Genomic DNA, 26,427 nt, shown 5'->3' on the forward strand with positions numbered 1-26,427 from the left:
GCGCCCGCCCCCGCCCAGCCGGTGACGGCCGTGGCGGTGGCGCCCTCCGAAGAGCCCAAGTAGTTCCGGAGGGCCGGCTTCACGCCCGGTCCCCCACCCTCACCTGCCCGCGGGCCTCGCGGGCAGGGCACAGTTCTGGAAGACGACTCGCGGCTCCTCGCGCAGCGCCTGCACGGGCGTTGGGTGCTTTGCCTTCATGTACGCCGAAGCGAGGTTGGCTTCCGTACCGCCCAGCTTGCGAGCCTGCACCGGGTTGCGGTCCGGGTTCTGTCCCGCGTTGCCCAGCGCCGCGCCGTAGCCGTCGCCTCCCTCCAGGATGTACGCGTTCATGGCCACGCGGTAGCGGATGGACGCGTCTTCGCGCGCCGGCAGCGCCACGGGCACGCCACCCACCGTCAGTTCGCGCACGCGCGAGCCTTTCGGCTGGGCGCAGTCCACGCGCAGCGAGCTGCCCTTGGACACGTGAAGGAAGGCGCCGGAAGGCGACGCGATGCTCTGCCCTTCCAGGTACAGCGCCCCCACGGACAGCTCCAGCATGTCCACGAGCTCCTTCTCCGTGAGGTCCACCGTCACGACGAGGTTCTCGAAGAGGATGAGCTCGTGGAGCACGCCATCCGTGAGCGGCCCCTGGCGCAGCTCGGTCCGCGTGACGCACAGGCCCTCCTGGCGCAGCGAGCCGCCGTTGACGACGCCCAGCACCGCGGGGCGTGTGGAGTCATCCTCCGCGTGCAGGAGGGCATCCGCGACGAGCTGGCCCAGCGCATTGTTGTCGTGCCGCGTGTAGACCTTGTCGAGGAGCACATCGTCGGCCAGGTAGCCCACGACGGCGTCGGGGTCCTCCACCAGGGGCTGGCACGAGTCGTTGTAGGCGATGCAGCCGCCGTGGAAGGCGCCCAGCCCGAAAGCGAGCGCGGCGAACAGGGAGCAGGAGCGCGGCATCAGTAGTGGGCCCTCACGGTGAGGAATCCGGACATGCCCTCGCGCGGGAGCAGCCCGGGGACACGGTCCGGACGGGGCACGTCGTCGCGAAGGTCATTGTCGAACAGGTTGTGCGCCACCAGGGCCACCTCGAAGTGCTCCAGGATGGGCTCGGTGCGCAGCTGCGCGGTGATGAGGCTGTAGGACGGAATCTTGTAGCGGCGGATGAGCTCCAGCACGGAGCGGCTGTTGTTGCGCCGCTCCGCTCCCGTGCGCACCACCACGTCGAAATTCACATAGGCGCCGATGGGCATCGTCACGCCGGCGTTGAAGCGCGCCTGCGGCGTGTCCGTGAGCAGGCGGGACTGGGCGGGCAGCTCCAGGTCCTCCGCGCGGGAGATGCTGGCGTTGAGCCACGCATACGCGCGCTTGGAGGCCTCCAGCCGGGCCTCGCCCTCCACGCCGTACACGCGCACGCCCAGCTCGCGGTTGCGCAGCGGGACGATGTTGCCCGACGTGTCCACGGGGACGATGGGCGAGCCGAAGAGGGCCACGTACGCGTTGGCGCGCAGCCGCACGCGCGCGTCCCCCGCCGACTGGATGAGGTCCGCGCCCAGCTCGAAGGTGTCCACCGTGGCGGGCTGGAGGCGCGGGTTCCCCTCGAAGCGGCCCTGGTTGTACTCCGTGTCCGGAATGCGCTCGACCAACTCCTGCAGCGTGGGCGCGCGGAAGGCACGCCCATAGAGGGCCTTGAGCACCAGCGCGTCGGTGGCCGCGAACACCAGCCCCACGCGCGGATTGAGGGTGGGCACGAAGCGGGTGCCGTTGATGGCGCCGGACGCGTCCACCGTGGGCAACTGGGTGGCGTCCATGCGCACGCCGAACGTGAGCGTGAGCGCGTTGACGACGGTCCACTGGTCCTGCGCGAACAGGCCCACGTTGAGGCGGCGGGACGCGGCGCCGCCCGTCAGGTCCACCAGGCCCTCCGGCCGCGTCAGGCCGTCCGGACGCACCTGGGCGTCCAGGGTGTAGTTCGTCACGTAGTCGTATTCGCCCAGCGACTGCTGCTCCACCACCGCGCCCAGGGAGAGGCGGTTGTAGGCGCCCAGGGCCACGTCCGCGTCCACGGAGCCGGTGAGCGAGCGCACGGAGACGCGCGTCTGCTCCTGCATCCCCTCTTCGAACAGGCGGTTCGTGCCCGTGCCGGCGCTGAAGTCGTGAGGGGTGATCTGGAAGAAGCGGTCGGTGGACTGCTGGTCATACCCGGCCCGCGCGCGGAGCGTCACGTCGGGCCCGAAGGAGCGCTCCCAGGTCAGGTCCGCGAGGAAGACGTTCCAGCCCAGCTTGGAGTCCTCGCCCACCGTGTCGAAGAGGCCCACCAGGGCGCTGCGGCGCTCGGTGAGGAAGCGCGCGGAGGCTCCCAGGCGGCCCGCGTCGCCCATGGCGTAGGTGGCGCCCGCGCCCGCGTTGAAGAGGAAGCGCTCGTCGCGGGTGCGCCCCGCCGGGTCCGTCACGTCGCGGAGCCCCTGCGAGCGCGACTCGTCGTCCAGGCCATCGTTCTCGATGACGGTGGAGTCGCCGGCCTGGCTCCACACGTCGATGTCCGCGAAGACGCGCAGATTCCCAGCGGTGTGCCCCGCGGAGAGGTGCCCGTTCCCCGTGACGGCGAGCCGGTCGTCTTGTCCCGGGTAACCACCGACGGACACGGCCGTGCGAACGCCGTCCGACGTGTCCGTGACGATGTTGACCACACCCAGGAAGGCACCGGCGCCATAGAGAGCGGAGCCAGGGCCGCGGATGACCTCCACCCGCTCCAGGTTCTCCACCGGCAGGTTCATCAGCGCCTTGCCATCGAAGAAGCTGTTGAGGCGGTGACCGTTGAGGAGGAAGAGGACCTCCGCGTCATTGCGCAGGCCCCGAATGGCGGTGCGGTGGAAGCCCTGCACATCCCTGCTGACCGACAGGCCGGGCACCACGTCCAGGACGTCCGCCACGGTGCGCGCGCCCAGGGAACGTAGCTGCTGCTGACTGAACGAGGCGCCAATGGCGGGCACCGTCCGCACCGCCGCCTCGTGGCGCGTGGCCAGGGCCAGCGTGTCCTCGGCGCTGTAGAGGGCCAGGTCCTCCTCCAGCTCGGACCGTGGGGCCGCCGGCTCACGCGATGCGGGCGCGCTGCCTGCCGCCGCGGAGGTCCGGGACGGCCGTGCCGACGACGAAGCCTCCGTGGGCGCATCCGCGGGCAGGTCCGCCGTGAGCGCGGCCATCGAGTCGTCCTGCGGCGTCGCCGGGGGCGCATCCTTTCGCGGCGCGGATGCCTGCGCGCGGGAGCGCTCGGGCGGAGGGGTGTGCTCGGGAGGCGGCGCAGGCTCGGGCGGAGCGGCGCGCGGTGGCGTCCGGCTCGGCGGGGGCCGGCGCTCGGGCGGCGGCGTGGATCGGACGATGGACGCACTGGCCGGCGTCTCGCCGCCCACGAGCACGCGTGCGGGGCGCGAGGCGGACTGGAAGAGCGGCACGCGCTGGCCATCCGCGGTGAGGCCCTCGACGTAGTACTCGATGCCGGGCGGGACGACGTGCTCCGCGGGAATCACGGCCCGGTACAGGTCGCCGTACTCCCGCTCCATGGGGCGGCGGGCATAGGGCTCGCCCGGGCCGCGGTAGCGCACGTACAGCTCGAGGACGCGGCGGCCTTCCACCAGCGTACCGTCGAGTTGCAGCGCGACGCGCGGCTCGGCGCGTTCTGGTGGGGAATGCAAGAGCCCCGGCTCCTCGGCACGGCCGGGCACCGCCATGACGAGGACCAGGCTGAGGAGGGTCGCGCGAGCGTGTGCGGTCTTCAAGGCTGAGAGCCATGGTCCATTGGCCTTCCGCCCCAGTCAAGGAACGCTCCCGCCACACGGACGCGCCGTTTTTTTGCCGGGCCTGCGGTGGCGTGCGAGGGATTGCGGCACTCCATGCGCGCTTCGCTCGCCTTGCACCTCGCCCTGTTCCGACGCCAGCGCGCGCAGATTGCCCGAGTGGTTGACGGACAGACGGCATCCTTCCGAACCTATGAGGCCCGCTTCCGGCGGCGCACCTCGGGTTACCGGAGCGTCACGACGCTGTCCGCCGTGTACCAGCAGGTCCAGGCGGCGGACGTCGTCTACGTCGGCGACTACCACACGCTCCCGCTCGCGCAGGAAACCTACCTTTCACTGGTGGAGCGGGCGCAGGCCTCGGGCCGCCGCGTCATCATGGCGCTGGAGTGCGTGGAGGGCCGTCACCAGGCCACCGTGGACGCCTGGCGCGCCGGCCGCATCACCGAGCGCTCCCTGCTGGCGAAGCTGGGACACGGCTCGGGGGTTTGGTCCAATACGCGCGTCCTGCTCTCCTTCGCGCGCAAGCAGAAGCTGGAAGTGGTGGGCATCGACCGCCGGGCGCAGGGTGAGCGCTCGCTGGAGCTTCGCGACGCCTACGCCGCCGAACGCATCGCCCGCGCCGCCCGCGCGCCGGACCGGCCGCTGGTCATGGTCCTGGTGGGCCAGTACCACGTGGCGCCCTGCCACCTGCCCGCGCAGGTGGAGCGCGCGCTCGGCACGGAGACGCGCAAGGGGCTGGTCGTGTACCAGAACGCGGAAGGCGTCTGGTGGCGGCTGGCGCGCGAAGGCCGCGTTGGCGCCGCGGAGGCCGTGGAGCTGGCCGACGGCACCTTGTGCCTGATGAACGCCTCCCCCGTGGTGTGCCAGCAGAGCTTCCTGGACTACCTGGAGGCGGAGGCCGGAGACGCGCCGCTGTTGGATCGCGGCGCCGCCGAGCGCTTCCGTGAAATGTCCGCGCTGATCGGCCGGCTCGCCGGCGTGCCCGTGGGCCGCTCCCTGGACACGGTGGACGTGGCCACCGCCGCGGACGGCGACGTCCTGGCGCGAATCCAGCGGCGCGGACGCTTCACCCAGGCCGAGCTGACCCAGCTTCGCCGCCACATCCTCTCCCGTGAGAGCAGCTACATCCCCCGCGCGCGGGTGGCCTACCTGGCGTCGCTGTCGCTGAACCACGCGGCGGAGGAAGCGGCGCACTTCGTGCGGCACTGCGCCGTGGGTGACGCCATGGACGCGCCGCGCGGCGCCTCGGAGGCCTTCTACGCGCGCTGCCTGGAAGAGGCGCTCGGCTTCTTCGGTTCGAAGCTGGTGAACCCCCGGCGCACCTGCCTGGGCGTGGCCGAGTGGGCCAAGCGCTTCGGCGAGAGCCGCGGCGTGGAGCGGCAGATCGCCGCCTTCGTGCTGGCCCACAAGGCCACGGAGGCGGAAGCGCCGGAAGAAGCCGTGAAGCTCCTCCCCCTGCGCAAGGACCGCCTGTTCCACGGCGTCAGCCACGCCCTGGGCTATCTGCTCGGAGACCGGCTGTACCAGGCCTTCGACAGTGGCCAGGTGGACAAGGCGGAGGTGCAGGCCCTGTTCCGCGACCCCTTCGTGGACCCGCGCGCGGCCTACTTCGCCTGGGCCGAACGCCTGGGCATCTGAGCCCGGCTACAAGTCAACCTGTCCCGAGGGAGGCGGAGGCGCGGCTTCCTCCTCCATGTCGAGCGGGCCGAACGTCCCATCCGGCTTCAACATCCGCTGCCGCTCCGGCGCTTCGCTCAGCACCCGGATGGCTCCGTCCGGCGTCAAGAAGTAGGCGATGCGGGACGCGGCATGGATGACCGTGAGCGCACTCAGCTCCGGGTAGAGCATCAGTGTCGCCAGCTCCGTCTCCAACGGCCCCCCGAAGAGGACGTGGGAGTGCGCCGAGCCCTGGTACAGCTCGCCCTCCGGTCCCGGCTCCAGACTGATGGCGAAGACGCTCTGGTGGAGCCGCACCGCCTCTCGCTGCGTGCGCCCGTCGGGGCTGTAGCGGAAGCGGATGTCCCCGCCGAGGTAGAAGCGCATGGGGTCACGAGTCCCCTGGAGGACATAGACGGTCAGGTCCCCATCCTCCTCCACGAAGACCACCGGGTTGATGGCCCCCCGCTTGAAGGCCTCCACCGTGGCCAGCATCGACGTCTTCACCGCTCGGGCGACGGGGCTGAAGTCTCCGGGCAGCTCGTTGAGTGGCAGCGGAGCCATCTGCTCCGCATCGTCACGCGGAGCCTTGAAGGCATAGGCCGGGGTGAAGGTCCCCGCGTCGTCCAAGGTGCCGAAGAGGGAGTACCACCCATCTTCGCGAGGCACCGTGAAGAACCACTCCATGCGCGAGCGATCCAGCGCGTCCTGGATGAGGAGCCGGTCCGTGGCGAAGATGGCGGCGCGCTCCGCATCGAAGAGGTACTTCGCCCGCGTCTGCACCCGGCGCAGCTCCGCGTCATCCGGAACGGCCACCGTGGACTCCGGGCCCTCCGGCTTCACGCGGCCCGAGCGCGCGCCGCAACCGAGGAAGAGAACGGCGACGGCCAGCAAGGGGAACACGCGCATGAGGACCTCATCCGAGAAGGCAGGTCCACGCATTCTGCGCCAGTCGCCCACGAGGCGTCACGCCGCGTGCGCCCGCACGGTGCCCGCCACCGCCGGAGGGGTGGCGGCACTTCCTCCGCCCCCCTCCCCTGGCGTGCGGCATGGGACTACGTCTTCTGCGGCGCGTTCGCCTGCATGGCCGACTTCACCTTCTCGCGGAAGGCGCGCATCTTCGACCGCATCTCCTCCCGCTGCGCATCGGAGAGCTTGCCGCCCGAGGCTTCACGCTGGGCCTTCATCTCCTCCCGCAGTTGGCGGCCCTCGGCCTTGAACTGGTCGGCCTGGGCCTGGGAGAGCCTTCCTTCGGCCACGGCCTTGTCCATCCGGTGCTCCATGCGGGCCATCTTGTTTCCATGCCGCTTGCCCTTGTGCCAGTGGTGCCCACCGTGCCCCTTGCCGTCCGCGGCAGGCGGATGGGCGGACTCGGGCGCGGCCGTCTGGGCCAGCACGGGCGCGGCGATGAACAACGAGGCGACAGCAACGGAACGCAGGGCGGTCATGAGCTTCATCGTGGTTTGCTCCTCAGGGTGACTGAGGCTTCGGGAGCCGGCCTTCCCGTCGCCTCTTGCCCTGAAAAACCCCGCGCGGCGCGGAAGGTTAAATCCGCCCGAGCGGACGCCTTTTCGCGCCTGCCTCCCCGCCCCGCGCCCTACCGCGCCGGGAGCTTCATCGCGCGGGTGGCGATGAAGCCGTTGTAGTACTGCGACAGGGCATCTTCCGGACCGAACGAGTCCTCGAAGAGGCCGACGATGGCGAGCCCCGCATCCGCCTGACCGCCAAGCTGGTCCTCCAGGGAGTGCCCGACGCAGAGCGGCTCGCCCAGGTCCGTGAAGCGGCGGCGCTCCTCGTCGGACAGGCTGGTGAAGTCCGAGTAGGGCATCCGGTACTTCAGCGTGAAGATGCCCTGCTTCTCCAAGGCCAGGTCGAACAGGTAGTTCACGGGATTGGTGAAGCCGGTCAGCAGCACGCCGCCGGGGCGCAGCACCCGCGCCGCCTCACGCCACACAGGGCGCACCGCGTCCACGAAGCAGTTGGAGCACGGGTGGAAGATGAGGTCGAAGCTCGCGTCCTCGAAGGCGGAGAGGTCGCGCATGTCGCCCTCCACCAGCCGCAGCTCCAAGCCCTCGCGCTCCGCCACCATGCGGTCCTGGCCGAGCTGTGCGGGCGAGTTGTCCAGCACCGACACCCGGGCGCCCGCCGCCGCCAGCACCGGAGCCTGCTGTCCACCCGAGCCCGCGAGGCACAGGATGTCCTTGCCCCTCACGTCGCCGAACCACTCGCGCGGCACCGGCTTCGTGGGGGTGAGGACGATGCTCCACTCGCCCTTGCGTGCCGCGGCGATGACTTCCGGGCTGACGGGAAGCGTCCACTTGTTGCCCGTGGCCACCTGGCGGTTCCACGCCTCGCGATTGTACGTCCGCACATCCAATTCAGTCGTCATGCAGCACCCTTCCTTCCATGCCTCCGGCGACAGTGACGACTTCACCCGTCACATGTCCGGAGATTCGGTCCGACGCGAGCGACACCACCGCCCGCGCCACGTCCACCGGCTGCGCCACCTTGCGCAGCGGCATCGTCCGCGTGACGCGTTCAACGAAGCCCGGCTGGGCCAGTTTGTCGCGGCTGCGGTCCACCGCCGTCCATCCCGGGCACACGACGTTGACGCGGCCCAGGTGCGCGATGCGGCCCAATTCGTTCTTGAGGCTCTTGAGGAAGCCACTCGCCAGCGCGCCCTTGGCGGCGGCGTAGTCAGCGTGTCCTGCTTCACCGAACAGCCCCGCCGTGGAGCTGATGATGACGATGTTGCCCGTCTTCGTGGTGGCCACGTGCCGCAGGAAGGCACGGCAGCACAGGAAGACGCTGTCCAGGTTCTCCGCCAGCGTGCGGCGCCAGCGCGCCAGGGACATCTCCCAGACGGGTTCATCCGGGGCGGGCCAGACGCCCGCGTTGCAGACCAGCACGTCCAGCCGCCCCAGCGCGGCCACCGCCGCGGGAACCAGCGCGTCCACGTCGGCTTCCACCGTCAGGTCCGCGCGCAGCGCTGCGCCGCCGACGTCGCGTGCCAGCGCCTGGGCCTTCTCGGTACTGGAGTGGTAGTGCACCGCCACCTTCGCGCCTTCTTCCGCGAAGGTATGGACCAGGGCGGTGCCGATTCCTCCGGCGCCGCCCGTGACCAGGACGCCTCTGCCTTTCAGCTCCGTGTCCATCCGGGTGTTCTCCTCGGGTCGTGCTTTCACGGGGCCGCTTCGCGGCGGAGTCCCGGGCACACCGGTGGCGTCCGGCGGCTCACGACGAGAAGAGGCCCCGGCGCCTGACAAGAGCCGTCCATGAACATGAAGGCCAGCGGAAAAATCCGCCCTGCCCCCCTGCGCCGGGAGCGGCTTCCTCCCTCCGCCCTCTTCGTGTTTATCTAATCATAACCCTTTAAGGTCTATACCCAGGAGTCGCCATTGGCCTCGCACCGCCTCACGACCACCCAGAAGGACGAACCTTCCATCTTCACGTTCGAACGGCGACACGTTCTCTTCTCGGTGGAGCACACGCGGTTCGAGTTCGTCCGCATGTTGGAGCGCCGAGCCAACGGAGAGGAGTTGCTCCTGGCCGAGCGCTACCAGCGGCACGGGCTCGCCGGCACCGTCGTCATCAAGCGCGTGCGCAGCCCCGCGAGCTCCGCGCGCCGGCACCGGCTGGTGGAGGAAGTGCAGCTGGCCTACCGCCTCCACCACCCCACCATCGCCCAGGTGCACTACTTCAAGATTCACCGGGGCAAGCCGTACATCATCATGGAGCACGTGGACGGGCCGTCGCTGGAGACCGTGCTGGACCTCATGGCCATGCGAGGGAAGCCCGTATCCCTGGCCTTCGCGCTCCACGTCGCCGCGGAGCTGGCGGACGCCCTGCACCATGCCCACTCGCTCAAGGACGCGCAGGGCCGGTTCCTGGGACTGATTCATCGCGACGTCAGTCCCCGCAACGTGCGGGTGGCGCGCACGGGCGAGGTGAAGCTGACGCACTTTGGCGTGGCCTATTCGCACCTGGTCGGCCGGGAGGAGACGGCGGAGGCGCTGCTCAAGGGCGACGTGGCCTATGCGTCGCCGGAGTACCTCGCGGGCCAGACGCTGACCGCCGCCTCGGACCTCTTCTCGCTGGGGCTTGTGCTGTTGGAGCTGGCCACGGGGCGGCACCTGTTCGCGGCCGCGGCGGAGGCGCTGGAGCCACCGCGTGCGAAGTCGCGTGAGCTGCGCCTGGAGGAGCCCCCTTCCCTGCCGCTCACACAGATGCTGATGCTGCTGGAGGACCATGGTCCCCAGGACGTGGAGCGAGCCGCCGCGAGCCTGCCGCCCGAGGTGCGCGCCCTCCTTCAAGGGATGCTGCACAAGGAAGCAACGAAGCGCTTCGGCTCAGCGGGGGCGTTGTGCGAGGCACTCCGGGAATGCCTCGTCCAGGAAGTCCGCCGCACCGGCCGCCCCTTCGGACGGGCCGACATGGCCGCGGAGCTGACGCGGCTCATCAGCGACGCCAGCGCGGTACGCGACGAGGTCGAGCTGCTCGACGAGAGTCTCTTCCCATCGGGCCTCGAGTCCCATGAACTGTCGGGACGAGGCCCCAAGGACGCCTGAAGCCGAGCCCTGGTGCTAGCGGGACAGGGCGCTCGCCATCACGACGAGCGCCTGGAGCTTCTCTTCGTCCAGCGTCTCCGAAAGCGTCATCAGCCGCCGTTGCAGCGAGGACTGCTTCTTCGCGCCCGCGCGGCCCTCCCGGGCGAGGCCCAGCAGCTCATCCGTGGAGGTCCGCAGCACCATGGCCACCTTCCGCAGCGTGGCCACACGCGGCAACATCTTCCCCCGCTCCATCCGGCTGTAGACCATGGGGTGCATGTCCAACAGCGCCGCGACTTCCACCTGCGTCAACCCCAGCCGCGCTCGCGCCTCGCGCACGGCCCTTCCAAAAGTCGCTCCCAGTTCTTCGTCCATGGCTCGTCCGGAAGCCTAGCCCAAACCCCAGGGGCCGCCGAGCGGATGGCGCGGACCTAAACCCCTCAGGGCCATATCAGACCAAGCACTTTCATCTTCCCTGGCTGTAGCGAGAACGGCATCCTCCCGGCGGGGTCCTGCTGGCGTCTGGTGACACTTCAGGTGGGGCCCGCCGGGTGGGAAGCCCCTGGGAGACGGCATGGCGGAAGCGCAGAGGCGAGAACATTCGCCGGGGACACGCATCGCGGGCTTCACCCTGGGCAAGCGGCTGGGCAGCGGCGCGTGCGGCGACGTGTACCTCGCGATGCGGGACGGCGAGGAGGTCGCGCTCAAGGTCCAATACCTCCACCGGATCGTGGGGTGGCCGGAGCGCGAGGTCGCCATCCTCCTGCGCCTGCGCCACCCCAACGTGGTGGCCTTTCGCGCCTGCGGCAAGTTCCCGGGCGTGGCGCCGCGGTTGTTCTACCTGGCGATGGAGTGCGTGCGAGGACGGACCCTGCACCAGTGGGTGGAAGAGGAGAACCCCAGCGCTCGACAGGTGGCACGGCTGCTGCGCGGCATGGCCCTGGGGTTGGAGGCCACGCACGCGGCGGGCGTCGTTCACCGCGACCTCAAGGAATCCAACGTCATGGTGCGGGAGCCGGCCGGTGAACCCGTCCTGGTGGACTTCGGCGTGGGCGACTTCGCCGGAGCCCCCCGCCTGACCCAGGGTGTCCTGCCGCCGGGCACCATGCGCTATCGCAGCCCGGAGGCGCTGGCGTTTCGCAGGGCCAGCAGCGCGGCCACGGCCAGACGATACCGGTGCGGGCCAGCGGATGACGTCTATGCGCTCGGCGTCATCTTCTATTGGATGCTGACGGGCCGCCCTCCCTTCCTGGAGATAGTGACCCCCTCGGAAATCGAGGCCGTCATTTCCGAGGCGCCTCGCGCTCCCCACACGGTGAATCCGCGCGTGCCACCGGCGCTGAGCGAACTGTGTCTGCGGTTGCTGGCCAAGGCCCCCGAAGCCCGAGGGAGCGCGGAGGCACTGAGCGCGGACATAGAGCGGTCACTCGCAGCCGCCGACGCGGCGTGGGACACGCCTCTGTGCGAGTGGCGGCAGAACGCGGAAACACCCGGCCCCGACTCCCGGTCCGAGGACGACAATGACGCCGCGCTGGTGATGTGGGCCGAGGCAGGTAACGCCCGCTGGGCCTCGCCCAGGCGTGGACCCCTGCCCCACAAGCCGCCGCTGGAAATACGTGCTCCCGAAGCCTCGGCGCCACGAACGCCTGCGCGCGGACGTGCGGCTCGCTGGGCGGTGGTGCTCGCCGGGCTGGCCTGTGCGCTGGGGGCGTGGCTCTGGGTGGCGACACCCACGCTGGGTGGCGGGAGCAATCCCATCCGGGAAGTGGCTTTGCCCGGTGGCCCGCCGGAAAGTGAGCAGGCCGCGCCCCTGCCCAGTCCCGGGCCCACCCTCGCGGCCGTCACCGCCGAGGTGGCGCACCCGAAGAAGGAAGAGCTCCCCGTGAAGCAGATGCCCGACAGCGTGACGACTTCCCAGCAGCCCGCCTCCAGCGCGCGGGCCCTCAAGGCAGCGGCCCGGACGATGGTGGCCGTCGCCGCCTGCTCGGGCCTGGGCTGCCCCAGCGGCCCACAGGTGCGTCCGGCGCCTCCCGGCGAACCTTGTCCCCCCGGCGCGGTGGATGCCATGAAGCGGGCCGGTATTCGCATCGGCGACAGGACCAGCCTCGCCTTCGTCGACGACAAGGACTTTGGAGAGCCTGTCCTCGTCCGGGAAGGCCGCGTCCAGGTCGAACTCGGAACGAACTTTGGCCCCCTGACCTCGGGAAAAGCCGTGGGCGAACTCATCTTCGCGGACCGCGTCTATGGCCGCTTCACCCAGGCCTACACCCGTGGAGGTGACTTCATCCCCGTGTGCCTGGAGATGGTCGAACAGTACGGAGTACGCGGCATCCGGCGGAAGGGCGACGACCCAGGCCCGGGCACTGCCACGGTCAGCAACACCGCCGTGCTCTATGCCGTGAATCGCTTCGAATAGTGACCTCCGCCACCGGCTTGTTCCGCCCGCCAGGGAAGTGATTGTCCGTGCCCACGCCACTGCCCATCCCTCTTGCTTTCGCATTCCTGCTGGCGGCGGCGCCCGCGCGCGCCCAGCCCGCCTCCTGCCGAGAGCCGACGGAACGCCCCGTTGAGCTGGGCGCGGAGCGGTGCGGCCGGCCACCCGAAATCCGGGTCGGAGAAGGTGTCGCCACGGTGCTCCGCTTCGACACCCCCCTGATGCGTGCGGAGGTGTCCGGCCTGGGACGCTTCCGTCAGGTGGTGGACCGGGAACTCCTCATCATGGTGCCCGAGGAGCCAGTGGCCGACGAGTCCCGCGCCACGCTGACCGTCCACTTCGCGGATGGAGCGGTCCCCACCCAGGCCACGCTTCAACTCGTCATGGAGACGCCTGCACGGGCAGAACGGCAGGTGGAGATTTTCCGTCGAGCGCGCACGGCAGCCTCCTTCCAGCGGGAGCTGCTGGAGACACGGCGGGTACTTCAGGAAGTGCGCGAGGAGAATGCACGGCTGCGAGCAGCACAGGCACGCCCCGGCGGCTTGATGGGGCTGTGGGTGAGTGGAGACATGGGCGGCACCGGCGTCGCCGCAAGAGAGTTCCTGGACGTCCGGAAGCACGCGAAGAACAGCCTGGTGCTCCGTTCCGGCCTGACCTTCCGGGCCAGGAGCATTCTGGTGGTCGTGGGCCTGAAGAACCCGCTGGGCGCGAAGCCCTGGCAGGCCACCGGCGCGGCACTGGTGGGGCCGGATGGCGCGGAGTTGAAAGTCGCGCGGGTGTGGGCACCCGCCATCCTCAACCCCGGCGACGAAATGGACGTCCTGGTGGAGACCGAACCCGTGGAAGGCGCGCCCCGAGGCCCCTTCACCCTGACGCTGTGGGCGGAGGACGGCAAGCGCCCCATCATCCTCGGCAACATCGAGTTCCCGTGAGCGGACGGAGCGGCCGGGTGCCTCACTCCGGATACGAGTTCTTCGACGCTTCCCTGCGAGCAGGCTCCGCGGCCTGACGCTTCTGCCTCTCGCGATCAGCCGCGACCTTCGCCTTGATGGCTTGAGCAAGCCTTGAGGGAATCTCCTCGACGAGGTAGGGCGTGAGCTGCTCGAGTGTCCGCTTGAGTTCTGGAAATGGCACCTGATTCTTGTCGACCAGGATCTTCCAGGACTCGGAGACGGAGCTCCGCTCCAGATCGAAGGCGACTCCCTCTACCTGTCGCGAGGTGGGAACCTCGATGTGGACTCCCGCGAAACGGTCATTCTCACACGCGCTGACCCATACGGACGTGTGCGAGCCCGACTTCATCCGTCGTCCCCGCTCCCCGTACTCGATGCCACATGCCCGCAAGGGACGCAGTTGCGCCTGAATGGCGGCCAACTCCTGAAGGCCACCGACATCGGTCTCCCCAGGGCTCCCAACATCGCTCGGCTGCCGACCCAGCAGAAGGGTCGCCGCGCCAATGCCGCCGACCACCACCGCGACCGCGGCGATGATGAGGCTCGTGTTCTTGCCTGACTTCCGCGCCGGCTGCGTGGGCACTGTGCTCATGACAATTGGCTCACTCGGGATACGAGGTCTTCGCCGCTTCCTTGCGAGCACGCTCGGCAGCCTTGCTCTCCTGCCACGCGCGCTCGCTGTCCACACGGCGCTGGATCTCCGTGGCAAGCGCCTCGGGATACTTCTCCACGATGAGGGGCGCGAGCTGTTGGAGCGACTGCTTGAGATTCGGGAACGAGGTCCCTTCCTTGTCGACCAGAATCTTCCAAGGCGCGGACACGGAGCTTCGCTTCATGTCGAAGGCGACTTGGGACGACTGCAGCTCCGTCGGAACGCCGATGGAGACATCGGAAGCCGGCGCCCCACCGCACGGCGTGACATAGACGGACTTGAAGGAGCCCGTCGAGCGGTGCCGCAGCACACCTCGCCGCACGCCGTATTCAATCTTGCATGCATTCAGGGGCAGCAACTGCGCCTGGACCGCGGCCAGCTCCTGAAGGCCGCTGACATCGGTGTTCAAACCGCCACCCCCGCCGAACGATCCGCCCGCGAGCAGCATCCCCCCTGCGCCCATGAAGCCGACCATCACCACTGCCGCGACGATGATGATGACGGTGGTATTGCCGGACTTCCGCGCCGGCTGCGTGGATGAAGAAGCCATTGGGGGACGAACCTAAGTGCAACGAGCGCACGCCGAAAACCCCCGAACAGGCGGCACGCGAAAAGGCGAGAAATTCACTCCGGATAAGAATTCTGCGCGTCCTCTTTGAGAGCGCGTTCAGCGTCCTTCCACGCCTGTCTCTCGCGCGCCCACTGCGCCTTCCGGTCGGCGTCACGCTGACGCTCAATGGGGTACTGCGTGAGGAGATGGGGGGCGAGCAGTTCGAGCGACTGCTTGAGCGCGGGGAACGCGGTCTGCTTCTTCTCGACCAGGATCTTCCAGGGCGCTTTCACCGAGCCGCGCTTCATGTCGAAGGCGACATTGTCAACCCGCCGCTCTGGCGGCACCGGGACGGAGATCCAAAAGGAGGAGGAAGTCCCACAGGGAGTGACCCGAGCCGTCGACTGGGAGCCCGTCCAGCGCGCCCCGCTCGCACTCTTTCGACTTCCGTATTCGATGTCGCACGCGTCCAGGGACGACAACTGCGCTTGAACGGCGGCCAACTCCGGAAGCTGTCCCACGTTCGTGGTCCGCATCCAGCCCATGGGCTGGATGCCCAACGTCACCACCCCGGTGAGCGCGATGCCCAACGACACAACGGAAAAGCCGATGATGTTCTTCGTGACCACGGACATCCGCGCGGGCGGCGTAGGCAATGTCTCCATTGCCGCCGAAAACTAGCCGAGCCCACACATCCTGGACAATCCGGCGCATCGGAGTGACGGCAGCACCTGCGTACGGCGGAGGCGCGGTGGCCGTCACGCCCCTGCTGTCGTTCTATGGTTCGTCATCGAGGGACTCTACATACGCGTACAGGCTGTCGCGATAGAGAGGCACCACTTCGACAGCTAATGCGTCATGGAGTATCTGGCGAGCGCCATCGACGTCCCCCGCATCCCTTCGGCTCACGGCTTCGCCTAGGGTGCGAGACAGGCGCAGTGACCCTTTCCGAATGCGGTCGGATATCGCCTCAAGGAGCTTCAGGGCCTCGGCGTCCGTGGCCAACGCGCGCACTGCATCGGCATCACGGATTGCGACCTCACTGGCAGAGCGAAGCAGTAACGCGCGCACCTCGTCGGACAAGACGAGCGGCTGTCCTTCGCGCAGCACACGCCGAGCCAGCGCCCGGATGGGGTTCCAGTCGAGCGTTTCGGACATGGCTATCCCCTCTTCTTCCTACGCGGCCTGCACTGGTCGTCGGGCCACTCGTGTTGGCCTTCGCAGTAGCGAAAGCAGGCATAGCAGTCGCCCTCCCATACTGGGTTCTTCTCATCCCTGCACAAGACGTAGTTGGCCCGGCACTGTTCTTTCCACGCTTCATCCGCGGAGTCGTCCGCACGCTCCCTCGTCTTCTCGGTCGCGAACCTGACCGCGGCATCCATGGTCGCAAGGTGCGCGGCGGCCTCGCCCGCGGTGAGGCCGCACGCTTCGGGCACGCCGGGGTTGCGCTGGATGCAACACGACACAGTGTCAGTGCAGGACGCCAGGGCATAGGCATCGCGGCGGTTGACCGTACCGGTCGCACTGCTGGCGCAGCCCAACGACGCAACGGCCAAGAGGCACAACAGGCCAGGTCCAGCCTTCTGCTTTTTCATGGAGCGCCGACTCTACCCGGACGCATGGCAGCACGAACCAGCCCCCACACGCCAGAGACAGGCGCCGCCCGACAGGACTCGGGCGGCGGCCGTCACGATGCATCCAGCGGTGCTTACGACAACCGCAACAACTTGCGCGCCTGCTCCGGCGTGGCCGGCTCGCGGCCATGGGCACGCGCGCGCTTCGCCGCCTCTGCGACGAGCTCCCAGTTGCCCTTCGCGAGCACGCCCTTGGACACGTAGATGTTGTCCTCCAGGCCCACGCGCGCGTTTCCGCCCCGCTTCGCCGCCTCGTCCACGTAGGCCAGCTGGTGACGCCCCACGCCGGCCACCGTCCAGGTAGAGCCTTCCGGCAGCGAGGCAATCATGAAGTCCAGCACCTCCGGACGCGGCTGCAACGTGCCCGGCACGCCGAGCACGAAGTCAAAGTGCGCTGGCAGGTCCACCAGCCCTTCCTTCGCCAGGTAGCGGGCTTCGTCAATCATGCCCACGTCGAAGCACTCCAGCTCCGGCCGCAGGCCAATCGCCCGGATGCGCCTGGCGATGTCACGCACGAGCGGCCGGGGATTCCAGAAGACCTCCTCGCCGAAGTTCACCGTGCCCGTCGTCAAGGTGGCCATGTCCGGCCGGTCCTCGCCGGTGAGCGTCAGCGGCCCGCAGCGCTGGTCCACCGTCATGCCCACCGCGCCGCCCGTGGACGTCTGGATGAGCACGTCCGTGCGCTTGCGGATGGCGCGGATGGCCGCGCGGAACAACTCCGCGTCCTGCGACGGCTTGCCGTCCGGCGTGCGCACGTGCAGGTGCACCATCGCCGCGCCGGCCTCGCGGCAACGCGCGGCGTCCTCGGCGATCTCCTCCGCGGTGATGGGCAGGTGCGGCGTCTGCTCGCGCGTCGTCTCCGCGCCCACCATGGCCGCGGTGATGACCATGGGCGTGCTCATGTCTGCCCCCGCTGCTTGTCCTTGGGCACCACACACGTCCCCGTGGCCCGGCACACCACCACCGGCTCCGATAGGACATCCGCCGCCGAGTCATTCACGTCCGGCCGCGGCTTGATGACCTTGCGAGCCTCGAAGCGCATCTTCCGCGACGTGTTGCCCGCGCTGATGATTTCGCCCTCCGCCTCGATGAAGTCGCCCGCGTACACCGGGGCCAGGAACTCCACCGAGTCATAGGCGCGGAACAGGCCCTCGTCCCCGTCGCTGCGGATGCACAGCTCCGTGGCCACGTCACCAAAGAGGCCCAGCATCCGCGCGCCGTCGACCAGGTTGCCGCCGTAATGTGCGTCGTGGCTGCTCATGCGCAGCCGGATGACCGCCTTCGTTCCCGTGCTCACTGGGGCTCCCCCTGATAGTGCGCGTCCTTCGGCTCCTTGCCTTCCTTCTTGAGGAGCGCGTGGACGATGTAGTTGGCCACGTCGGACGGCTTGGTGCCGGGCCCGAAGCCGGCGTCGAAGCCCAGCTCCAGCGCCAGCTTGTGGTCCACGCGGGGCCCGCCCAGCAGCAGCTGGACCTTGCCGTGGATGCCAGCAGCCTTCGCCGCTTCGATGAAGTGCCGCGAGTTGTCCTTGTGCACGTCGCGCTGGGTGACGACCTGGCTGACCAGGATGGCGTCCGCGTTGCGCGCCAGGGCCTTCTTGATGAGGTCCTCGTTCGGCACCTGGCTGCCCAGGTTGAAGGCCTCGAACCAGGGGTAGCGCTCCAGGCCGTAGTCGCCCGCGTAGCCCTTCATGTTGAGGATGGCGTCGATGCCCACCGTGTGCGTGTCCGTGCCCGTGCAGGCGCCGAACACCACGATGCGCCGCTTCACCTTCTCCTTGATGAAGGCGTTGAGGTCGTCGAAGGACATCTTCTTCACGACGACTTCGGGCACGTCGATTTCGGCGTAGTCCAGCGCGACGGACGAGCGGGCGTAGACGATGAAGAAGGTGTACGTGTCCGCGGCGCGCTCGGCGGCGGCCACCTTCACGTCAGTGAAGCCCATCTTCTTCGTGAAGACGGCGGCGGCCTCCTTGGCCTTCTCGGACAACGGCACCGGCAGGGTGAACGACAGCTGCACCACGCCGTCGTCCCGCCGGTCGCCGTAGGGACGGATGATCTGCTTGCTCGGCTTCACCATCGGCTCACTTCCCTCCGGCCCGCTGAATCTTGACGCTGGAGCCCACCTTCTGGGCCAGCGGAGCGAACCGCTCCTTCTTCGTCTGCTCCAGGTAGAAGACGACCGACCACGTCGTCTTTCCGTCGCAGCCCACATACGTCACGGAATCCACCGCGCCACTGCCATCCGGCGCCACGTCCGTCTCCTGACGCTTCGCCGCTGGCTGGGCGCCCACCTTCAGACGCTCCCAGCCCTTGCCGCCAATGGACGCGACAATCTTGTCCACGCACGTCTGGGCCTTCATGCCCGCCGTCTGCACGGCGCCCACGTCCACCAGGAAGTAGGCGTCCCCGCTGGGCGCCTGGAACTTGCTCGTCCCATCCGCCTCGGTGCGGTTCCACGAGGCGGGAACCTGGATGGACACGTTCTTCACCTGGACCTGCGCCAGCGCATCCGCGGAGCCGCCCGCGGAGAGGACCATGGCAAGGATTGAACCGAGCATCACTGCGCCTCCAGGAGTTCCAGGAACGGGTTGAAATAGTCCGGCGCCTTCTCCAGCACGCCGTCGAGGCCCTTGCCGCCGGTCTCTTCGCGCTTCACGTCACCGAAGTGGCCCCGGCCGATGGCGGTCACCATGCCCTCGTCGCGGCACTCCTGGAGCAGTTGCTCCGCCCGGGCGAACACCTCGCGCGCGCGGTTGGCGATCTTGCCGTCCTCGCGGACGGTGAACTCCTCGTCGATGCCTCGCGCCGCGCGGTGGATGTAGGCCGCGGACTTGAGCGCCACGTAGCGGTCCGCCAGGAGCGGCGTGTGCATGGCCTCCGTCATCATGCCCAGCAGCTGGATGCCCTGCCGAGTCCACATGGCCACCAGGTTCGCCATCACGTCGTACGTGTGGCTGAAGAAGATGTCCGTCTCCTTGTGCTTGGTGGGCGGCATGTACTTCAACGGCGCGTCCGGGAAGCAGCGGCGCACCAGCATGGCCTGGGACAGCTCGAGCAGCAGCGTGTCCTCGCGGTACGGGTCGATTTCGTACGCGTGGCCGATGCCCAGCTGCCAGTCCTTGAGGCCCGCGCGCTTGGCGAAGCACTCGTTGATGAACTGGCTGGCGATGACGGTGTGGGCCGCGTCGTACGCGTCCGCGGTGGTGATGTAGTTGTCCTCGCCGGTGTTGATGATGATGCCGGCCAGGGCGCAGATGCGGCGGCTGAAGTACTGGTCGATGAACGTGCGCCGCATGTTGATGTCACGGAAGAGGATTCCGTACATCGCGTCGTTGAGCAGCATGTCCAGCTTCTCGTAGGCCGCGCAGAAGGCGATCTCCGACATGCAGAGGCCAGACGAGTAGTTGGTCAGCTGGATGTAGCGCTTGAGCTTGCGGCTCTCGTCGTCCAGGGCTTCGCGCATGATGCGGAAGTTCTCCTGGGTGGCGTAGGTGCCGCCGTAGCCCTCCGTCGTCGCGCCGTGGGGCACGTAGTCCAGCAGCGACTGCGCCGTGGACCGGATGACGGCGATGACGTCCGCGCCCGCCTGGGCCGCCGCGCGCGCCTGGTCCACGTCGTCATAGATGTTGCCCGTGGCCACGATGACGTACTTGTGCGGCGCCGGGGGCATGGGGAACTGCTTGCGGAGCTCTTCGCGCTGGGCGATGCGGGCCTTCAGGTCATCGAGCGCGGCGCGGGCTTCCGCGCGCACCTCCTCGCGGAGGTTGTGCTCCTGCTCGGGCGACAAGGGGGCCAGCTTCTCCGTGGGGAGCGCCGTCAGCCGCTCCACGGCCTCCAGCGGGCTCTTCGCGCCCAACTGCAGCGCGCGGCCGTACCAGTAGGCGGCGCCCTTGTTGAGCACCCCGGCGGCCTTCAGCTTGTCCACCATCAGGTTGGCGAGCGGCACGCCCCGCGCGCCAGCTCCAGAGAGGCCGAAGAAGCGCAACACAGTGCGCTCGGTCGAAACAGTGGTGTTACGGCGGATGAGGTCGAAGATCGGGTTGACGATTTCGTCCGCCAGCTTGCGCGCATTTTCAATCCGCGCGTCTTCAATGAACGGGCCTGGCATGGACGCACCTTACCCGCCCGAACGCCAGCGGGTAGCGCCGATGCGCACCTGTATAACGTTGCTGCACCGCATTATCGGTTCCGAGTTCAAAGCACCGAAGGGCCGGTGTTCACCTCCACCGACAGGACGGTGACGCCACCGCTCTTTCGGTGGGCGTTCTTGAACTCAACAGGTAACCCACTGGAATCATTCGGAATCGAGCGGTGGCATGCCCCCTGCTCAGGACGGGACTGCCTTACCCCCTGAGACAAGGAGAGTCCCTTGCAAACCCGCTCCCTGCTTCTGACCGCCATTCTCTTTGGCGGTTCGGCCGCCGTCGCCGCGACGCCCCCTCCCCTGACGACGGACACCGGCTCCCCCGTGGGGACCAACCAGAACTCCAAGACGGCCGGCCCGCGTGGCGGCGTCCTCCTGGAGGACTTCCACCTCATCGAAAAGCTGGCGCGCTTTGACCGTGAGCGAATCCCCGAGCGCGTGGTCCATGCCCGCGGCACCGGCGCCTACGGCACCTTCGAGAGCTACGGCGACTTCTCCAAGCTGACGCGCGCGTCCCTCTTCTCCGCCAAGGGCAAGAAGACGCCGATGTTCGTGCGCTTCTCCACGGTCATCCATCCGACGGGCTCGCCGGAGACACTGCGCGATCCTCGCGGCTTCGCGCTCAAGTTCTACACGGACGAGGGCAACTGGGACCTGGTGGGCAACAACCTGCCCGTCTTCTTCATCCGCGACGCCATCAAGTTCCCGGACATGGTGCACTCGCTGAAGCCGTCGCCCATCACGAACAAGCAGGACCCGAACCGCTCCTTCGACTTCTTCTCGCACCTGCCCGAGTCGACGCACATGCTCACGCAGGTGTACTCGGACATCGGCATCCCGGCGAACTACCGCCAGATGAACGGGCACGGCGTCCACGCCTTCAAGTTCGTCAACGCGAAGGGCGAATACAAGTACGTGAAGTTCAACTGGAGCTCGCAGCAGGGCGTGAAGAGCCTCACCGCCGAGGACGCCGCCCGCGTCATCTCCGAGGACCACCAGCACGCCACCACGGACCTCTACGCCACCATTGGCGCGGGAAAGTTCCCCTCGTGGGAGCTGAGCGTGCAGGTGCTGGACCCCAAGGAGCTGGACACGTTCAGCTTCGACCCGCTCGACGCGACGAAAATCTGGCCCGAGGCGCAGGTGCCGTCCATCAAGCTGGGCAAGTTCACGCTCAACAAGATGCCGGACAACTTCTTCGAGGAGACCGAGCAGGCGGCCTTCTCCCCTGGCGTGCAGCCGCCGGGCATCGAGCCCTCCGAGGACCGCCTCCTGCAGGGCCGCCTGTTCTCCTACGCCGACACCCAGCGCTACCGCATTGGCGCCAACTACCAGTCGCTGCCCATCAACCGGGCCCGCGCGACGGTGAGCAACAACAACGAGGCGGGCAGCATGAACTTCGCCAACACGAAGTCGGACGTGAACTACGAGCCCAGCATCAGCCGTGAGACGCAGGACGCGCCGCCGTACCTCTTCTCCAACGCGCCGCTCAGCGGCACCACGCAGCAGCGCGGCATCGAGAAGTCGGACAACTTCGCGCAGGCCGGCGCCTTCTATCTGGCGCTCGACGCGGGCGGGAAGGACCGCCTCATCAAGAACCTGGCCGCGGACCTGAACAAGGTGCGTGATGCCAGGGTGAAGGCGCGCATGGTGGGTCACTTCTTCATGGCCAACCCCGACTACGGCACCCGCCTTGCCAAGGCGGTCAACGTGAAGCTGGACGACGCCAAGGCCGCCGTGGCCACGCTCGCCGCCCGCTGATTCGTTCATCTCCGGGCCCTGGCATGGCTGGCTCCGCCAGGGCCCGGCACTTCCCGCCACTCCCCCTGGGAGAAGGCCGGGATGTGGTGGCGCCCGGCGACTCCCCCCCTCTCGCCACCCGTCGCATCCCGGTCTTCCCTCAGCGGGAGCAGGCCCCCTCTCTTCTGGAGTCCGACATGATTCGCAAGCTGCTCTTGGGAACGCTGGGCCTGTTGATGCTGGGTGCCGGCGTGTTGACGGCCGCGTGGATGTCCCTGCGCGCCACGCCCGCGCCGCAAGGGCGTCTGCTGGCCACGAGCGAGGCGGAGCGCTACCTGCTGGCCGCCGCCCGTGCCGGAGAGACGGACATCGTCGCCGGGCTCGTCCAGGCGGGTACGCCGGTGGAGGCGCGGGATGCTCGCGGCTTCTCGCCGCTCATCCTCGCCGCGTACCACGGGCATATGGACACGGTGCGCGCCCTGCTCTCCGCTGGCGCGGATGCGTGCGCGGGCGAAAACAACGGCAACACCGCGCTCATGGGTGCGGCCTTCAAGGGCTATGCGGACATCGTGGGACTGCTCAATCAGCAGCCCTGCGCGGTGGACCAGAGCAACCGCTTCGGCCAGACGGCGTTGATGTTCGCGTCCCTGTTCGGCCGCGAGGAGGTGGTGGACCAGCTCCGGCAGCAGGGGGCCTCCCCTGACGTGCGCGATGGCAGCGGTCGCAGCGCCCAGGACTGGGCACGCACGCAGGAGCCCAGCGCGCCCGTGCCCCAGGCGCCCGCCGTGCCCGAGACGTCCGCCTCGGCGCGATGACACGGAGGCCCTGCCCCGCCCGGGATGAGACAAGGTGGCCCCATCCCGGTGAAGACGCCGCTGGGCATCGGGCCAGACGGCTCGGCTGCTAGACGTATCGGGTGCCGAAGAGCTGGAGCAGCTCCGGCTCGGTGCGCAGCAGGTCCAGCGTCAGCGCGGCGTGGCCGGGCACGTACCCGTTGCCCACCACCATGGTGACGTCCTTGCCCACGCCCTCGGCGCCCAGAGCCGCCGCGGTGAAGCTGGTGGCCATGGAGAAGAAGATGGCCGTGCCGCCGTCCTTCACCGACAGGATGGTGGCCATCTCCGTGTTGCCCACGCTGGCGCAGTTGACCACCAGGTCGCAGAGCTGACCGCCCGTCGCCTGGCTCACCGCTTCCATGACGTCCACGCCCTGAGTCGCGTCCACCTTCAGGGCCACGTCACACAGGCCAATGCCGGACAGCAGGTCCAGCGCGCCCTGTGACACGTCGAGCGCCAGCAGCTTGCCCCAACTCTCCAGGTTGCGCCGCGCCTGCGCCAGACACAGCGCCCCGCTCTTGCCCGCGCCCAGCACCGCCACCGTCATGCCCGGCCGCACGTGCCGGGCCACCAGCGCGGGCGCGCCACACACGTCCAGCGCCGCGAGCGCCAACGTGTCCGGCATGTCCGTGGGCAGCTTCGCGTAGATGCCGCTGGCGAACAGGAGCGCGTGTCCGCGGATGTCCACGCGGTCGATGTCCGCGTGCACCGCCTTCACCTCTTCGATGACCAGCGGCGTCAGCGTCAGGCTCACCAGCGTGGCGATGCGGTCGCCCACCTTGAGCAGCTCGCGCGCGGGGTGCCTGGCGCCCAGCTCCTTCACGCGGCCAATCAACATGCCGCCCGAGCCCGTCACGGGGTTCTGCATCTTCCCCCGCTCGCGGACGATTTCCTGGATGCGCTCGCCAATGCGCTTCGCGTCGCCGCCCACCTCGCCCTTGATCTGCTTGAAGGACGCGGCGTCGATATTGAGGCTCTCCACGTCGATGAGCAGCTCGGACTCGCGGCACGGCAGCGAAGGATCCAACTGCTTCGCGCGCTGGGGCAGCACGCCCTTCTCGCCAACGACGCGAGACAGCCCGTAGAGGTCGATGCTCATGTTCCCGTCTCCCTGAAGGTTGTCGGGCGCCCGGCCCCGCCACGGCGGGGCGCACCCAGGGAGGCGTCTACCCGCTCGGGCAGGGAAAAGGCCAGCGCCACGTCACGCGCGGTGGGCCGAGGCGTCCCCCAGCGGGCATCCCGACCACCGCGCGACAGGCCCTGGCCCCGTGCGTCAGTCCTGCGCCAGGTTCGGCGCCAGGACGGACAGCGAGCGCGCGAAGCGGTACGACACACCGGAGTGGCCGTCCTCGAACTCCTCGTGGACGCGCTCCACGCCCGCGTTCTTGAAGTCCTCCGCGAGCATCCGCGTGCCCCAGCGGATGTTGAACTCGTCACGCGTCCCACAGTCCAGGTACACCGTCTTCAGCTTCCGGAATGCGTCCATGAACTTGGGCACGAAGCGCACCGGGTCGTGCACCAGCCACCGGTTCCACACGTCGAGCCGCAGCCGGCCCGTGTTCGCGTCGAAGGGCAGCTCCACGTTGAGCGGCTCGCCCTTCTTCGGAGAATACGCGGCGGCCATCGCCAGGACGTTCACCACTGGGAAGTCGTCCCCGCGCATCTTCGTCTCACTCACGCGCGCCCGGAACTCGGCATGCCACGCCTCCACGCCACCGGCCTTCAGCAGCGCCGCCGCGGCCTTCGGGAGGTCCGGCAGGTAGCAGTATTCGAAGTAGGAATCCGCCGCGTGCGCGCCCACGTGGGAGAACAGTTCCGGGTGGTAGCGGCCCATCACCAGCGCGCCGTAGCCACCGGAGCTGTGCCCCACTACGGCGCGCGAGGCCGCCTTCGGCAGGGTGCGGTAGGTGCGGTCCACGAAGCCCACCACGTCCTTGGTCAGGTAGTCGCGGTACCGGCCAATGGCGTCGCTGTTCACCCACTGGCTGCCACCCAGCGACGTCCAGGCATCCGGGAAGACGCCGATGACGGGCGGAATCGCGCCCGACTCGACGAGCGCGTCCAGGCGCTGGGGGACGGTGGGCGCGAAGCCCGACGCGTTCGTCCACGAGCCGCCGCTGTTGCCGAAGGCATGCAGGAAGTAGACGACGGGGTAGCGTCTCTCCTCCGCGCCGTAACCCGGCGGCAGGTACACGGTGAGCGTGCGGCGAGCCGGGTCCCCCAGCGGGTTCGACTCCAGCGCGGGTGACAGCAGCTCACTCGACTCCAGCAATCCATTCATCCGTGCATTCCCTTCATCGGGCCCGCGGCTACGCGCGCGAACCGGGTTGCTTCCCCAGCACCTTCATCACCGCCTGGAGGTCCTCCCATGCCTTGCGCTTCTCCGCCGGGCTGCGAAGGAGGTACGCCGGGTGGAAGGTGGGCATCAGCTGGATGCCCTCGTAGGTGCGCCAGTTGCCACGCAAGCGGGTGATGGGCGTGCTGTCCCGCAGCAGCGTCTGCGCCGCGAACTTGCCCAGCGCCACCACCACCTTGGGCTGGATGGCGGCCAACTGCGCGCGCAGGAAAGGCTCGCAGGCGGCAACCTCCTCCGGCTCCGGATTGCGGTTCCCCGGTGGCCGGCACTTCACGACGTTGCAGATGTAGACATCGTCGCGGCGGTAGCCCATCGCGCCAATCATCTTCGTCAGCAGGTCGCCGGCAGCGCCGACGAAGGGCACGCCCTGCAGGTCCTCGTTCTCCCCGGGGCCCTCACCCACGAACACCAGCTCCGCGCGGGGGTTGCCCGAGCCGAACACGAGGTTCTTGCGCGTCGAGCACAGCTTGCAGCGCTGGCAGTCGCCCAGCTCCCGGCGAATCTCGTCCAACATCGGCCGCTCGCCGTTCGCCGCTCCAGGCAGCGCCCCAGCGGGCCGCGACGTGGGCGGCGGCGCATCCACACGCATTCCCGTGACCGGCGACCGAGGCGCCGGAGGCTGGCCCTCAACGGTGCCGAGAGCCATGCCCCCCGGACGCATGGGAGGCGTGGACGGGGGCGGCATCCGGGCCGGCGCTGCGGCACCGACTCCCAGCGGTCCCGCTGCACCAGCAGGAGTCGCCGGGCCCGGCCGCTCCGTGCCAATGGAACGGTGCTCCGGTGCCGGGCTCGCCAGCGGCGGCCGGGGCAGCGGCGCCTGGGCAGGAGGCGCAGCGTCCGCAGCCCCCTGCGTCCGGGCAAAGCGCGCGCGCAAGGAGGGAGCCGAGCGCTGGAGCTCGAGCGCCGCCTTGGCGTCAATCATCAGCACCCGGCCAGCGGCCTCCTCCTGCCAGAGGAGGTGGCGGCGCACATCGTCCAGCAGGGCGCTCAGGTCCTGCGAGGCCTCGGGCGTGTCATCAATCACGGTCCTGGATCGGTATCGGACGTGGCGCCCATGCGCAAGGAAGCGGACGCCCAAGCCGGCTGTTCGCCTCCCACCAGTGCAGTTCCAGGCCCACGCCTGGAGTCCTACCCCGCCCTGCCCCCAGTC

General features: G+C 68.9%; 27 protein-coding genes. 7 read left to right on the top strand and 20 right to left on the bottom strand.

Going from position 1 to position 26,427, the window contains the following annotated elements:
- Positions 1-99 precede the first annotated feature (99 nt).
- Both FMP39_RS32320 and FMP39_RS32325 read right to left on the bottom strand, forming a co-directional pair.
- Positions 100-939 (bottom strand): 5'-nucleotidase C-terminal domain-containing protein, encoded by an 840-nt coding sequence (locus FMP39_RS32320; protein ID WP_141593906.1) that lies wholly within the window; start codon positions 937-939, stop codon positions 100-102.
- The gene (locus tag FMP39_RS32325) at positions 939-3,755 is read right to left on the bottom strand and encodes a TonB-dependent receptor (RefSeq protein ID WP_141593907.1); all 2,817 of its coding nucleotides are present in this window, start codon (positions 3,753-3,755) and stop codon (positions 939-941) included. The genes FMP39_RS32320 and FMP39_RS32325 overlap by 1 nt, the downstream gene beginning before the upstream one ends.
- 114 nt (positions 3,756-3,869) lie before the next feature.
- On the opposite strand from FMP39_RS32325, the gene FMP39_RS32330 reads away from it, so the two are divergent.
- Positions 3,870-5,411 (top strand): ChaN family lipoprotein, encoded by a 1,542-nt coding sequence (locus FMP39_RS32330; RefSeq protein WP_194858655.1) that lies wholly within the window; start codon positions 3,870-3,872, stop codon positions 5,409-5,411.
- Positions 5,412-5,417: 6 nt separating this feature from the next.
- On the opposite strand, the gene FMP39_RS32335 is transcribed toward FMP39_RS32330, so the two are convergent.
- The 4 genes from FMP39_RS32335 to FMP39_RS32350 all read right to left on the bottom strand — a co-directional run bounded on the left by FMP39_RS32335 (position 5,418) and on the right by FMP39_RS32350 (position 8,584).
- Positions 5,418-6,338: a hypothetical protein gene (locus FMP39_RS32335; RefSeq protein WP_228558522.1), complete on the bottom strand. Its 921-nt coding sequence runs from the start codon at positions 6,336-6,338 to the stop codon at positions 5,418-5,420.
- Positions 6,339-6,484: 146 nt separating this feature from the next.
- Positions 6,485-6,886: a hypothetical protein gene (locus FMP39_RS32340; protein ID WP_141593910.1), complete on the bottom strand. Its 402-nt coding sequence runs from the start codon at positions 6,884-6,886 to the stop codon at positions 6,485-6,487.
- Positions 6,887-7,026: 140 nt separating this feature from the next.
- Positions 7,027-7,818 (bottom strand): class I SAM-dependent methyltransferase, encoded by a 792-nt coding sequence (locus FMP39_RS32345; protein WP_141593911.1) that lies wholly within the window; start codon positions 7,816-7,818, stop codon positions 7,027-7,029.
- Positions 7,808-8,584: an SDR family NAD(P)-dependent oxidoreductase gene (locus tag FMP39_RS32350; protein ID WP_141593926.1), complete on the bottom strand. Its 777-nt coding sequence runs from the start codon at positions 8,582-8,584 to the stop codon at positions 7,808-7,810. Before FMP39_RS32350 ends, FMP39_RS32345 begins: the two co-directional genes overlap by 11 nt.
- Before the next feature lie 243 nt (positions 8,585-8,827).
- Here FMP39_RS32350 and FMP39_RS32355 point away from each other — a divergent pair, with 243 nt between their 5' ends.
- On the top strand, positions 8,828-9,997 hold the full coding sequence (locus FMP39_RS32355) for a serine/threonine-protein kinase (protein ID WP_141593912.1): 1,170 nt from the start codon (positions 8,828-8,830) through the stop codon (positions 9,995-9,997).
- Positions 9,998-10,012: 15 nt separating this feature from the next.
- Here the strand turns inward: FMP39_RS32355 and FMP39_RS32360 are convergent, their stop codons facing one another.
- Positions 10,013-10,351, bottom strand: coding sequence for a helix-turn-helix domain-containing protein (locus FMP39_RS32360; RefSeq protein WP_141593913.1), 339 nt, complete (start codon positions 10,349-10,351; stop codon positions 10,013-10,015).
- Between the two features lie 199 nt (positions 10,352-10,550).
- Here FMP39_RS32360 and FMP39_RS32365 point away from each other — a divergent pair, with 199 nt between their 5' ends.
- Together FMP39_RS32365 and FMP39_RS32370 are read left to right on the top strand one after the other, a co-directional pair.
- A complete protein-coding gene (locus tag FMP39_RS32365) occupies positions 10,551-12,392 on the top strand; it encodes a serine/threonine-protein kinase (protein ID WP_141593914.1) in 1,842 nt (613 codons plus the stop codon).
- A gap of 47 nt (positions 12,393-12,439) precedes the next feature.
- On the top strand, positions 12,440-13,342 hold the full coding sequence (locus FMP39_RS32370; RefSeq protein ID WP_228558523.1) for a DUF2381 family protein: 903 nt from the start codon (positions 12,440-12,442) through the stop codon (positions 13,340-13,342).
- 22 nt (positions 13,343-13,364) lie between these two features.
- On the opposite strand, the gene FMP39_RS32375 is transcribed toward FMP39_RS32370, so the two are convergent.
- The 3 genes from FMP39_RS32375 to FMP39_RS38245 form a co-directional block, all read right to left on the bottom strand.
- Positions 13,365-13,955, bottom strand: coding sequence for a hypothetical protein (locus FMP39_RS32375; protein ID WP_141593916.1), 591 nt, complete (start codon positions 13,953-13,955; stop codon positions 13,365-13,367).
- Between the two features lie 10 nt (positions 13,956-13,965).
- On the bottom strand, positions 13,966-14,565 hold the full coding sequence (locus FMP39_RS32380; protein ID WP_141593917.1) for a hypothetical protein: 600 nt from the start codon (positions 14,563-14,565) through the stop codon (positions 13,966-13,968).
- 74 nt (positions 14,566-14,639) lie between these two features.
- The gene (locus tag FMP39_RS38245) at positions 14,640-14,873 is read right to left on the bottom strand and encodes a hypothetical protein (RefSeq protein ID WP_228558524.1); all 234 of its coding nucleotides are present in this window, start codon (positions 14,871-14,873) and stop codon (positions 14,640-14,642) included.
- Positions 14,874-15,090: 217 nt separating this feature from the next.
- On the opposite strand from FMP39_RS38245, the gene FMP39_RS38250 reads away from it, so the two are divergent.
- Positions 15,091-15,246 (top strand): hypothetical protein, encoded by a 156-nt coding sequence (locus tag FMP39_RS38250; RefSeq protein WP_228558525.1) that lies wholly within the window; start codon positions 15,091-15,093, stop codon positions 15,244-15,246.
- 96 nt (positions 15,247-15,342) lie between these two features.
- Here FMP39_RS38250 and FMP39_RS32390 read toward each other — a convergent pair whose 3' ends face one another.
- The 7 genes from FMP39_RS32390 to FMP39_RS32420 all read right to left on the bottom strand — a co-directional run bounded on the left by FMP39_RS32390 (position 15,343) and on the right by FMP39_RS32420 (position 20,309).
- Positions 15,343-15,723 carry a DUSAM domain-containing protein gene (locus FMP39_RS32390; protein ID WP_141593918.1) on the bottom strand — a complete coding sequence of 127 codons (381 nt, stop codon included), beginning with the start codon at positions 15,721-15,723 and terminating at the stop codon, positions 15,343-15,345.
- Between the two features lie 2 nt (positions 15,724-15,725).
- The gene (locus FMP39_RS32395) at positions 15,726-16,160 is read right to left on the bottom strand and encodes a hypothetical protein (protein WP_141593919.1); all 435 of its coding nucleotides are present in this window, start codon (positions 16,158-16,160) and stop codon (positions 15,726-15,728) included.
- 113 nt (positions 16,161-16,273) lie between these two features.
- Positions 16,274-17,101, bottom strand: coding sequence for a 3-keto-5-aminohexanoate cleavage protein (locus FMP39_RS32400; protein ID WP_011554385.1), 828 nt, complete (start codon positions 17,099-17,101; stop codon positions 16,274-16,276).
- Entirely contained in the window at positions 17,098-17,496 is a 399-nt protein-coding gene (locus FMP39_RS32405) for a hotdog fold domain-containing protein (RefSeq protein WP_208610765.1), read from the bottom strand. The genes FMP39_RS32400 and FMP39_RS32405 overlap by 4 nt, the downstream gene beginning before the upstream one ends.
- On the bottom strand, positions 17,493-18,278 hold the full coding sequence (locus FMP39_RS32410) for an OAM dimerization domain-containing protein (protein WP_141593920.1): 786 nt from the start codon (positions 18,276-18,278) through the stop codon (positions 17,493-17,495). The genes FMP39_RS32405 and FMP39_RS32410 overlap by 4 nt, the downstream gene beginning before the upstream one ends.
- Before the next feature lie 4 nt (positions 18,279-18,282).
- Positions 18,283-18,762, bottom strand: a complete 480-nt coding sequence (locus tag FMP39_RS32415) for a hypothetical protein (RefSeq protein WP_141593921.1) — start codon at positions 18,760-18,762, stop codon at positions 18,283-18,285.
- Entirely contained in the window at positions 18,759-20,309 is a 1,551-nt protein-coding gene (locus FMP39_RS32420; protein WP_140863887.1) for a lysine 5,6-aminomutase subunit alpha, read from the bottom strand. The genes FMP39_RS32415 and FMP39_RS32420 overlap by 4 nt, the downstream gene beginning before the upstream one ends.
- 261 nt (positions 20,310-20,570) lie before the next feature.
- Between FMP39_RS32420 and FMP39_RS32425 the strand changes: the two genes are divergently transcribed.
- Together FMP39_RS32425 and FMP39_RS32430 are read left to right on the top strand one after the other, a co-directional pair.
- Positions 20,571-22,106, top strand: coding sequence for a catalase (locus tag FMP39_RS32425; RefSeq protein WP_141593922.1), 1,536 nt, complete (start codon positions 20,571-20,573; stop codon positions 22,104-22,106).
- Between the two features lie 176 nt (positions 22,107-22,282).
- On the top strand, positions 22,283-22,900 hold the full coding sequence (locus FMP39_RS32430; RefSeq protein ID WP_141593923.1) for an ankyrin repeat domain-containing protein: 618 nt from the start codon (positions 22,283-22,285) through the stop codon (positions 22,898-22,900).
- Positions 22,901-22,988: 88 nt separating this feature from the next.
- On the opposite strand, the gene FMP39_RS32435 is transcribed toward FMP39_RS32430, so the two are convergent.
- The 3 genes from FMP39_RS32435 to FMP39_RS38255 form a co-directional block, all read right to left on the bottom strand.
- Positions 22,989-24,020, bottom strand: a complete 1,032-nt coding sequence (locus FMP39_RS32435; RefSeq protein WP_141593924.1) for an L-erythro-3,5-diaminohexanoate dehydrogenase — start codon at positions 24,018-24,020, stop codon at positions 22,989-22,991.
- Positions 24,021-24,194: 174 nt separating this feature from the next.
- Positions 24,195-25,202, bottom strand: a complete 1,008-nt coding sequence (locus FMP39_RS32440) for an esterase family protein (protein ID WP_141593925.1) — start codon at positions 25,200-25,202, stop codon at positions 24,195-24,197.
- A gap of 28 nt (positions 25,203-25,230) precedes the next feature.
- The gene (locus FMP39_RS38255) at positions 25,231-26,301 is read right to left on the bottom strand and encodes a uracil-DNA glycosylase family protein (protein WP_228558526.1); all 1,071 of its coding nucleotides are present in this window, start codon (positions 26,299-26,301) and stop codon (positions 25,231-25,233) included.
- Positions 26,302-26,427: the final 126 nt, after the last annotated feature.

Source organism: Myxococcus sp. AB056 (assembly GCF_006547365.1).
GTDB lineage: Bacteria > Myxococcota > Myxococcia > Myxococcales > Myxococcaceae > Myxococcus > Myxococcus virescens.

Bases quoted from the DNA above. Each gene is read 5' to 3' on its own strand.
- FMP39_RS32320 (WP_141593906.1), bottom strand. From the start codon at position 939: ATGCCGCGCTCCTGCTCCCTGTTCGCCGCGCTCGCTTTCGGGCTGGGC.
- FMP39_RS32330 (WP_194858655.1), top strand. From the start codon at position 3,870: ATGCGCGCTTCGCTCGCCTTGCACCTCGCCCTGTTCCGACGCCAGCGC.
- FMP39_RS32335 (WP_228558522.1), bottom strand. From the start codon at position 6,338: ATGCGCGTGTTCCCCTTGCTGGCCGTCGCCGTTCTCTTCCTCGGTTGC.
- FMP39_RS32340 (WP_141593910.1), bottom strand. From the start codon at position 6,886: ATGAAGCTCATGACCGCCCTGCGTTCCGTTGCTGTCGCCTCGTTGTTC.
- FMP39_RS32345 (WP_141593911.1), bottom strand. From the start codon at position 7,818: ATGACGACTGAATTGGATGTGCGGACGTACAATCGCGAGGCGTGGAAC.
- FMP39_RS32350 (WP_141593926.1), bottom strand. From the start codon at position 8,584: ATGGACACGGAGCTGAAAGGCAGAGGCGTCCTGGTCACGGGCGGCGCC.
- FMP39_RS32360 (WP_141593913.1), bottom strand. From the start codon at position 10,351: ATGGACGAAGAACTGGGAGCGACTTTTGGAAGGGCCGTGCGCGAGGCG.
- FMP39_RS32365 (WP_141593914.1), top strand. From the start codon at position 10,551: ATGGCGGAAGCGCAGAGGCGAGAACATTCGCCGGGGACACGCATCGCG.
- FMP39_RS32375 (WP_141593916.1), bottom strand. From the start codon at position 13,955: ATGAGCACAGTGCCCACGCAGCCGGCGCGGAAGTCAGGCAAGAACACG.
- FMP39_RS32380 (WP_141593917.1), bottom strand. From the start codon at position 14,565: ATGGCTTCTTCATCCACGCAGCCGGCGCGGAAGTCCGGCAATACCACC.
- FMP39_RS38245 (WP_228558524.1), bottom strand. From the start codon at position 14,873: ATGAAGCGCGGCTCGGTGAAAGCGCCCTGGAAGATCCTGGTCGAGAAG.
- FMP39_RS32390 (WP_141593918.1), bottom strand. From the start codon at position 15,723: ATGTCCGAAACGCTCGACTGGAACCCCATCCGGGCGCTGGCTCGGCGT.
- FMP39_RS32395 (WP_141593919.1), bottom strand. From the start codon at position 16,160: ATGAAAAAGCAGAAGGCTGGACCTGGCCTGTTGTGCCTCTTGGCCGTT.
- FMP39_RS32400 (WP_011554385.1), bottom strand. From the start codon at position 17,101: ATGAGCACGCCCATGGTCATCACCGCGGCCATGGTGGGCGCGGAGACG.
- FMP39_RS32410 (WP_141593920.1), bottom strand. From the start codon at position 18,278: ATGGTGAAGCCGAGCAAGCAGATCATCCGTCCCTACGGCGACCGGCGG.
- FMP39_RS32420 (WP_140863887.1), bottom strand. From the start codon at position 20,309: ATGCCAGGCCCGTTCATTGAAGACGCGCGGATTGAAAATGCGCGCAAG.
- FMP39_RS32430 (WP_141593923.1), top strand. From the start codon at position 22,283: ATGATTCGCAAGCTGCTCTTGGGAACGCTGGGCCTGTTGATGCTGGGT.
- FMP39_RS32435 (WP_141593924.1), bottom strand. From the start codon at position 24,020: ATGAGCATCGACCTCTACGGGCTGTCTCGCGTCGTTGGCGAGAAGGGC.
- FMP39_RS32440 (WP_141593925.1), bottom strand. From the start codon at position 25,202: ATGAATGGATTGCTGGAGTCGAGTGAGCTGCTGTCACCCGCGCTGGAG.